Source organism: bacterium, from assembly GCA_035370465.1.
In the GTDB taxonomy this organism is placed as follows: domain Bacteria; phylum Ratteibacteria; class UBA8468; order B48-G9; family JAFGKM01; genus JAGGVW01.
The window spans coordinates 7,223-15,526 of the sequence record DAOOVW010000037.1 but is presented as its reverse complement, the minus strand read 5'-3'; the positions used below and the strand labels follow the sequence as shown (position 1 = coordinate 15,526).

9 protein-coding genes are annotated in these 8,304 nt (G+C 32.4%); 4 read left to right on the top strand and 5 right to left on the bottom strand.

Features of this window, described 5'->3' with window-relative positions; all coding sequences use genetic code 11:
- The first annotated feature begins 149 nt into the window (after positions 1-149).
- From yfcE to PLW95_05995, 4 genes are read left to right on the top strand one after another with little or no spacing between them, the layout of a single operon-like run.
- The gene (gene yfcE / locus PLW95_06010; GenBank protein ID HOV22217.1) at positions 150-698 is read left to right on the top strand and encodes a phosphodiesterase; all 549 of its coding nucleotides are present in this window, start codon (positions 150-152) and stop codon (positions 696-698) included.
- A gap of 4 nt (positions 699-702) precedes the next feature.
- A complete protein-coding gene (locus PLW95_06005) occupies positions 703-1,944 on the top strand; it encodes a competence/damage-inducible protein A (GenBank protein ID HOV22216.1) in 1,242 nt (413 codons plus the stop codon).
- Positions 1,941-2,930 carry an endolytic transglycosylase MltG gene (gene mltG / locus PLW95_06000; GenBank protein ID HOV22215.1) on the top strand — a complete coding sequence of 330 codons (990 nt, stop codon included), beginning with the start codon at positions 1,941-1,943 and terminating at the stop codon, positions 2,928-2,930. Before PLW95_06005 ends, mltG begins: the two co-directional genes overlap by 4 nt.
- Positions 2,931-2,969: 39 nt before the next feature.
- Positions 2,970-3,554 carry a MarC family protein gene (locus PLW95_05995; GenBank protein ID HOV22214.1) on the top strand — a complete coding sequence of 195 codons (585 nt, stop codon included), beginning with the start codon at positions 2,970-2,972 and terminating at the stop codon, positions 3,552-3,554.
- 43 nt (positions 3,555-3,597) lie between these two features.
- Here PLW95_05995 and PLW95_05990 read toward each other — a convergent pair whose 3' ends face one another.
- The 5 genes from PLW95_05990 to PLW95_05970 form a co-directional block, all read right to left on the bottom strand.
- On the bottom strand, positions 3,598-4,836 hold the full coding sequence (locus PLW95_05990) for a hypothetical protein (protein ID HOV22213.1): 1,239 nt from the start codon (positions 4,834-4,836) through the stop codon (positions 3,598-3,600).
- Positions 4,837-5,188: 352 nt separating this feature from the next.
- Positions 5,189-5,602 carry an endonuclease domain-containing protein gene (locus PLW95_05985; GenBank protein ID HOV22212.1) on the bottom strand — a complete coding sequence of 138 codons (414 nt, stop codon included), beginning with the start codon at positions 5,600-5,602 and terminating at the stop codon, positions 5,189-5,191.
- Positions 5,603-5,892: 290 nt separating this feature from the next.
- A complete protein-coding gene (locus tag PLW95_05980; GenBank protein HOV22211.1) occupies positions 5,893-6,360 on the bottom strand; it encodes a prepilin-type N-terminal cleavage/methylation domain-containing protein in 468 nt (155 codons plus the stop codon).
- 278 nt (positions 6,361-6,638) lie between these two features.
- Positions 6,639-6,992, bottom strand: a complete 354-nt coding sequence (locus tag PLW95_05975) for a prepilin-type N-terminal cleavage/methylation domain-containing protein (protein ID HOV22210.1) — start codon at positions 6,990-6,992, stop codon at positions 6,639-6,641.
- Positions 6,982-8,292 (bottom strand): secretin N-terminal domain-containing protein, encoded by a 1,311-nt coding sequence (locus tag PLW95_05970; GenBank protein ID HOV22209.1) that lies wholly within the window; start codon positions 8,290-8,292, stop codon positions 6,982-6,984. The genes PLW95_05975 and PLW95_05970 overlap by 11 nt, the downstream gene beginning before the upstream one ends.
- Positions 8,293-8,304: the final 12 nt, after the last annotated feature.

Sequence of the window (8,304 nt, the reverse complement as noted above, 5' to 3'; positions counted from 1 at the left end):
GAAAATATTTACTCTATGTCCGTTGTCAAATTGGTATTAACTGCATAGTTATTAAAATTTGCATGATTTTCAGTTATTAAAAAAATCTTAAAACAGGTATTTTCCTCGTAATAGTTGACAATTTTTAAAAATTCGGATTTAATAAAAGTATGAGAAAAATAGGAATAATAAGTGATACACATGGTAGTTTAGAAAGATGGGAAATGGCATGGGAAATTTTAAAAGATACTGATTTTATAATTCATTGTGGGGACATATTTAATCATGGTCCTGGAAATCCAATTCCAGAAGGATATTGTCCAAAAAAGTTACTTGAAAAACTCAATAATCTCCAAAAACCGATTTTTGTAGTGAAAGGAAATTGCGATTCAGAAGTTGACCAGACATTTCTTCTAGTCCCCTTTGTTTCTCCATATTTTTTGGGGATTATTGAAAATTATAGAATAATTGCTACACATGGGCATCTTTTTAATGATAATTTTTTTGAAACTGTAAAAAAATGGAATATAAATTTTTTTATAAGTGGACATACTCATCTATGGAAAATTGAAAAGAAAGAAAATATAGTAATATTAAATCCAGGAAGTCCTTCTTTACCAAAAAATGAGCCATCTTGTGGGCTAATTGATTTTCAGAATAGAAAAGTAAGTATTTTTGATATAATCAAAAAAACAATCCTTAAAGAAGAAAAATTTTAAATCAATGGAAAAAAAATACCCCAAAATAGAAATCATAAATGTAGGAAGTGAACTTCTGCTTCATAAATTAAATACAGATATTTTATTGATAAGTGATATTCTTCTTAAAAGTGGATTGAGAGTATCAAAATGTATAATTGTTGGGGATAAAAAAGACGAAATTAAAAAAGCAATAGAAAATTCTTTGGTAGAAAGTGAAATTTTAATAATAACAGGTGGACTTGGACCGACTTTTGATGACCTTACAAGAGAGGCAATAAGTGATGTTTTGAACAGAAAACTTATTTTTTCTAACTATATATGGGAAAAAATAAAAGAAAGGTTCCAAAAAATTGGGCGGGACCTTCCTGAAATAAATAAAAAACAATCTTATATTATTGATGGATGTGAAATAATAGAAAATGAAGTTGGGACTGCACCAGGGATGTTTATAGAAGAAAATAACAAAATTATAATAGTTCTTCCGGGACCACCAAATGAATTAGGTCCTATGTTAGAAAATACCATTGAAAAGATAAAAAACAAATTCTCTTCAATTGAAAATGTTAAAATTGCAAAGTTTTCTGTTTGTGGTGTTCCTGAATCAGTTGTAGAAGAAAAAATGAGGGACATAATTGAAAGAGAAAAAAGCGAACACATAATTCTTGCTCATCCAGATTTAATTGAACTTTTGTTTATATTTGATTTATCAATTTATCAGGAAAAAACAGAGGAAATTGATAAGATTTTTAAAGAAAGATTTGGAGAAAACTATTTAGGTATTAACCCCCCTGCCCTTCCGGAAATTATTGGGAAAATTTTAAAGGAAAAAAAACTTAAACTTGCAATTGCCGAGTCATGTTCAGGAGGACTTGCCTGTAAACTTATAACTGATATTCCAGGAAGTTCTGAATACTTTACAGGTGGATTTGTAACATATAGCAATACCTTGAAAAAAAGAATTTTGAGGGTCCCAAAATGTGCTCTTAAAAAATATGGGGCAGTGAGTGAAGAAGTAGCAATTTGTATGGCAAAAGGGGCAAAAAAATATGGTAAAAGCGATATTTCATTGTCTTTTACAGGAATTGCAGGACCAACAGGAGGAAGTAAAGAAAAGCCAGTTGGACTTGTATGGATAGGGGTTGGACTTCCAAAAAACAAAAATTTTGCACAAAAATTTATATTTAATGGAAATAGAGCAACAATTAGAGAAAGAGCAGTACGAACAGGGCTTAATATTTTAAGAAAAGAAATTATGAAATTATGAAAAAGAAAATAATTTTTATTATAATTGCATTTCTTATTATTTTACTCGGGATTATAAAGATAATGACACTCCCACCTCTTGTTAAACCCCCAAAACTTGTTGAAATCCCTGAAAATCTCAATGCTTCCCAGATTGCAAAAATTTTATATCAAAAAAAAGTTATAAAAAATCCATCATTATTTTTATTCTTGACAAACAGATTAAAAGTTCAAAATAAATTAAAATCAGGAATATATGAATTTTCTGGAAGAACTCCTTTAAAAAAAGTAGTTGAAAAGTTAGTTAAAGGAGAAGTAAAACTTGTAAAAGTAACAATCCCGGAAGGGAAAAACATAGTAGAAATCGCTGATATTCTTGAAAAAAAAGGACTGATAAAAAATAAAGACGACTTCATAAAACATGCAAAAGAAAAGAAATTAGAGGGTTTTTTGTTTCCTGATACATATTTTTTCCCTTTAAAAATATCTATTGAAGGAATTACTTATACTATGTGGAAAAGATTTAATGATGTCTGGTATGACTTGAAGGGTGAAAGAATAAATGATGAAAATTTTAATGAGGTAAAAAAAATTGTAACTATTGCATCAATAGTTGAGAAAGAAGCAACATATCCAGAAGGCAAGAGAATTGTAGCAGGAATAATTTACAAAAGGTTAAAAAAAGGACTTCCAATTCAAAGTTGTGCTACTGTTGAATATGCAATTGGGCAACATAAACAAAAATTAAATAAGAAAGACCTAAAAGTAAAATCGCCTTATAACACTTATATTCATAAAGGACTTCCACCAACTCCAATATGTAATCCTGGTAAAGTTTCTTTACAGGCAGCATTAAACCCTAAAAAAACCGACTATTTATTCTTCGTTTCAATGGGAAATGGGAAAAATTATTTTTCAAAAACATACGAAGAACACCTACGAGCAAAAGAAATATATATTACATCAAGACAAGAAAAAGTTGAAAATGAAACTTTTATTTTCCCCTGAACCAGAGAAGTAAAAAGAAATAAAAAGGAGAAAAATAAAATGATAAAAAATTTATCTGCTGCTTTTCTGTCTATATTTATTTCAATGAATGTTTTGGGAATTTTACCTATTTATATTTCTTTTGTTCAAAATGTCCAGACAAAAGAAATAAGAAAAATTGTTAATACCTCAATTCTTTTCACATTTTTAATTACAATTTCTTTTATTTTTATTGGGAAATTCATTTTTTACATAATTGGAATAGAAACATTTGATTTTCTTATTGCTGGTGGTTTAGTTCTTATTGTTCTTGCGATATTGATGCTTCTTGATATTGCTTATAAACAATCTTTTGAGACAAAATCATTTGCCATAGTTCCACTTGCAACTCCTTTATTGGCAGGTCCTGGATTGCTTACTACTTCTATTACAGTTGCAGAAATTTATGGTTATCCAATTGTCTGTTATGCACTTATTTTTAATCTTTTTATTGCCTATATTATATTGAGATATTCTTCATATATACTTGATTTTTTAGGGAAAGAGGGAATAAAAGCGATATCTAAAATTGCAAGTTTACTTCTTGCAAGTTTAGGAGTTATGATGATTAGAACAGGCCTTATATCACTAATGAAAACACTATAAATTTCTCCAGACCTGGTGTGGCAGACCTGGTGTGGGGAAAAAATTATTGTTTCCAGTTGGGTTTTCGCCATTTAACAATTTGTATTCCACCAGTTCCACCAGAAGTATCTCCAGGAACACTTACTTGCCTTAAAGCAATATCATCATATAACCTTACATTCCCTGTAAGATTTAATTGATTAGCAACAATTCCACCTCTTAATTCTGAACTACCAGTGATGTTACATACCGAGTTAGGAGCATAAATTACAGCGTTAATTCTGACATTACTGAGAAGGTCTACTGCTTTGGAAGAGGCAACATATATCGCAAGATTTGCAGGACTATTATTATAATTTATTTGACTATCACTATCAAATGTAATTTTTCCATTAGTCCTTCCCATATAAATTTCAACAGTAGTTCCTGCTGATAAAACTATATCTCCTCCAAATGAAGAAGATAATGTTTCTTCTATATACATTCTAATTTTCCCTGATAAGTTAAGTTGTGGATTTCCTTTTCCAAGTTGGATAGAGCGAAAATGATAATTTCCAGAAGATATAGTGGCTGCATAAGGCCAGTCATTTATAGTATAATTACCATTAGAAAGTTGGTAATTACCACTTAATCCTGTTCCTCCATATTGAGTATATGAAAGATTCTGTAAATCACTTGGAATTGTCACAGGCGGAAGAGTTCTTGTTTCTGCATCTTTCTTTTTTTGTCCCGTAATTGCATTAGGTTTCTGTTCAGGAAATGTTATACTACCATTAGGTGGCACAGCAGCATTTCCATATAGTGTTGCATTCCAGTTAACATTTACAAGTGTATTACTTCCTACATCTGCATTTTCACTTGTTGCTCCAGTCCTTGAATCATATCCCCATATTTGAGAACTACCATCTAAATAAACTTGTGAACTACCAAATACTCCCTTACTGAAAATACCACCACCTGACTTTTTTATTGTTAGTTCTACTTTTTCTTCAACATTATTAAATGTTCCAGTTGAAGTAATTATTATTGTTTCACTACTTGTACTATCTTTTATTACATAAAATGTTCCTCCTCCTAATGATTGTGAACTACTTTCAGGAACCCAAGAAATATCTTTTTTCAAATGAGCATACGACCTTTGAGCACCACCTTCTGCAATGTAAAATGCCTTTTCTCTATATAATCTTCTTATAGTTTCTGTTCTACCTAATTCACTTAAATAAAGAGTAGTAAAACCAACAATAAGCGATATAAGTATTAAAATAAGAACTAATGGCAAAAGATACCCTTTTTTTCTATTCATTTTCTCCCTCCTAAAATCTCTATCCCCTCTCTTTCTGCCTCTCCCCCCTTTTTTCTTTCCCCTCTCCCTTCTTTTCTTTATTCCCTCTCCCCTGCGGGGAGAGGGCAAGGGTGAGGGGGGCTTTTTGCTTTTCCCTTCCCCTCATCCTTCGGGCATAGTCCACAGGCTCGCCCGTTGGGCTATGCCCAGAGGGATCCGTAGCAAAAAGCGAGGACCCTACGGGCGAGCATAATATTCTCCCCTTTGGGGAGAAGAAATTACACCCCTCTCTTTCTACCTCTCCCCATAGGGGAGAGGCTCGCCCGTTGGGCTACGCCCAGAGGGATAGAGGTGTGGGGGCTTTTGTTTCTTTTTATTCCTTTCTACTCTCCCCTCTTTTTCCCTCTACCCACCGGGGAGAGGGGAAGGGTGAGGGGGGCTTTTTCTTCAGTAATTCTGTTTGAATTACTTCCCACACACCCTCAATATTTTTTAAAATATCTGTATCGCTGAATCTTAATATCTTTACTCCTAAACGAGATAGTTCAATTTCTCTAATTTTATCTTTTTGTTTAGTTTTACCGTAGTAATGTTGTCCACCATCTGCTTCTATCCCCAATTTATATTCAGGAGCATAGAAATCTATTATGTATTTATCAATAGGAAATTGTCTCCTAAATTTTACTCCTTCTATTTGTCGTCCCCTTAACAACATCCATAATTTCTTTTCTGCATCTGTTTGATTTTTCCTTAATTGTCTACATCTCCCTATGTATTTTCTTTTCACTTATCCCCCTCATCTTAATCTTCTCCCCAAAGGGGAGAAGAAAAGAAAAGTCAAAATCTCCCCCCACCCCCTCTTTATAAAAGAGGGGAATTGTTTTCTCCTTCCTTTTGAAAAGGAAGGTTGGGATGGATTTTATAAAATCTCCCCCCACCCCTCTTTATAAAAGAGGGGAGCATTTTTGAACGACGCACCAACTCTGCTTTGCTAATCTTGGCAACTTCAGTCGGTTTTATAAAGAGGAGAATGTCTTAAAATACTCATTCCTTTGTCAAAAGGGGGTGAGGGGGATACTAACTTTTGTTTCTTAAAAAAATTATAAAAGAATTTTCAAGTTCCTTTCCACCTTTTCCAACTTTTAAATTCACAAGAACAGTATCTGAACTTGTATTATCCTGTTGAAAAGAAATACTTTTTAAATAATTTGTCACTGTCCTTGTTGTTTCATTTTTAATATCTTCAACAATAAGTTCATTTCCCGAAGGATAAAATTCTTTTTGCCATTCATTTTTATAAGAGGCATTTATTTTTGTTCCTGAAAGTGGTCCATTATCAAGAATTTCTATATTTGATGCTTCTTCCAATACCCCTTTTATTGTATAACTAACTAAATCCATTTCTTCCTGTAATGTTTTTATTTGTTCATTTTCATTCCATTCTTTCCAACTCTGCATAGCAAAAAAACTAACTGCTAAAAGTCCAATTGCTCCTATTACTATTACAACTATCAATTCAATAAGAGTTATTCCCTTCTTTTTCATTTATCCTCTCTTATCCCCCCTCATCTTAATCTTCTCCCCTGTGAGGAGAAGAAAATTATAGTGAAAATTAAAATTCTTTACTTATCCTATCTCCCCTTTTTTCTTTCTCTCCTCTCCCCTTAGCCTGTCCGCCAATCTTTGTGGCGGAGGGAGAGGCTCGCCCGTTGGGCTACGCCCAGAGGGATAGAGGTGAGGGGGGATTTTTCTTCTTTTTATTCCTTTCTACTCTCCCCTTTCTTTCCTTCTCTCCGCTGGAGAGAAGAGAACTATTGGAAATATTATTTTTCTGCAATATATGTTGTTAAAGAAACACTATTATTTCCCCAGTTCACTTCCACTTTTACCAATTTGAAAGTTGTCCCATTTTCATCTACATTCTGGACACTGGTAATTATTTGAGCAGGAGTTCCACCAAGAGAAATATTTTCCGTCTGGTTGATTATATTACTGTAACTACCACTTTTAAGAAGTTCCATTTTTTCAATTGCTTTCCAGGTTCCCAATCTTTCCAAATTTGCGTTAACTAAATTCTTTCTACTATTATAAAAAAATACAGAACTACCAATTATGACTATTATAAGTATTATAAGAGAAATAATGACTTCTATTATGGTAAAACCTTTATTTTTCATCTTTCATTGCACCCTGAATTCTATTTTTTTCTTCTTCAGCAATTGAACTTGCTTTTGAAGGAGTAATTATTCTTGGTGTTAAAAATATAACAAGGTCTGTTTTTTTTGTCTGGTCTGCTTTATTTTTGAAGAGAAATGGAAATATATCTCCTAATAAAGGAACTTTTGTATTACTTTTTGTTGTATCTGTCCTTAAAAGTCCACCAATTACTATTGTTTCACCATCTTTTACCATAACAGTTGTTTTTGCAGTTCTATTGTGAGTATCAACTGCATCAGCAAAAAAGGGCGATTTTTCAGCAGAACTAACAGTTGGTTCAACTTCAAGAGTTATAAATCCTTCCTCATTTATATGAGGAGTTGCAATAAGCATAACACCAATTTCTGCATAAATTGGCTCTTTTGTAGATGGGGCCCCTGTTTCTGTATTATAAACTGTCCTTTCAGCAACAGCCATATTTCTTGTTATTTTTATTGTTGCGGGTGAATCATTTAAAGTTGTAATTCTTGGATTTGCTAATATATTTCCTTCTCCCTGACTTTCAAGTAATCTTAAACTTGCAGTAAGTGTCTGAAACGAGACTGTCCCAAGAATAAATTGTCCACCAGCAGTAGTTTCTGTGCCACCTGTTGTCCCACCTTCTCCCCCTACATCTCTTGGATTTACAATTTCTCTTGTTATGCTTTTGCTCCACGGGTAAGGAACATCTTTTGCTCCTCCTACAAATGAACCCTCCATATTCCATTTTATTCCTAAATCCTTTAAGCCCTCATTTGTAAGTTCTACAAGAACTGCTTCAATTGAAATTTCAGGAATAACTTTATCTAATGACTTTATTATTTTTTTCAGTTCTTCTAAATTTTCAGATGTATCTTTTATTACTAAACTATTTGTTCTTGTATCAACACTTATTTTCCCATTTGGTCCTATAAATGAAGTAAGAACTTTCCCTAATTCCTCTGCTTTTGCATATTGAAGAAAAAATGTCTCACAATCCAATAAAGGTGTTTCTTTAAATTCTTTTACAACATATATTTCTGTATCAGGTAATTTTTCTCTATAAAGGCCATTTGCTTTTAAAATTGAATCAATTGCCTGCTCTCCAGAAACATTTTCTAAATATACACTTATTGGTTTTTCTCCAAGTTCTGCGTTTGTGATTAGTTTTATACCTGTTTTTTTACTAAGTGCCTGTAACACCAGATTTAATGGTGCATTATGGAAAGTAAATTCAGAATTAGCAAAAAGAATCAATGGAAGAAAAAAAATAAAAACAAATATCTTAACCTGTTTTTTCATTTTTCACCTCTT

Excerpts from the sequence above, each read along its gene's own strand:
- PLW95_05995 (HOV22214.1), top strand. The coding sequence starts at position 2,970 with ATGATAAAAAATTTATCTGCTGCTTTTCTGTCTATATTTATTTCAATG.
- PLW95_05970 (HOV22209.1), bottom strand. The coding sequence starts at position 8,292 with ATGAAAAAACAGGTTAAGATATTTGTTTTTATTTTTTTTCTTCCATTG.
- mltG (HOV22215.1), top strand. The coding sequence starts at position 1,941 with ATGAAAAAGAAAATAATTTTTATTATAATTGCATTTCTTATTATTTTA.
- PLW95_05975 (HOV22210.1), bottom strand. The coding sequence starts at position 6,992 with ATGAAAAATAAAGGTTTTACCATAATAGAAGTCATTATTTCTCTTATA.
- PLW95_06005 (HOV22216.1), top strand. The coding sequence starts at position 703 with ATGGAAAAAAAATACCCCAAAATAGAAATCATAAATGTAGGAAGTGAA.
- PLW95_05990 (HOV22213.1), bottom strand. The coding sequence starts at position 4,836 with ATGAATAGAAAAAAAGGGTATCTTTTGCCATTAGTTCTTATTTTAATA.
- PLW95_05980 (HOV22211.1), bottom strand. The coding sequence starts at position 6,360 with ATGAAAAAGAAGGGAATAACTCTTATTGAATTGATAGTTGTAATAGTA.
- yfcE (HOV22217.1), top strand. The coding sequence starts at position 150 with ATGAGAAAAATAGGAATAATAAGTGATACACATGGTAGTTTAGAAAGA.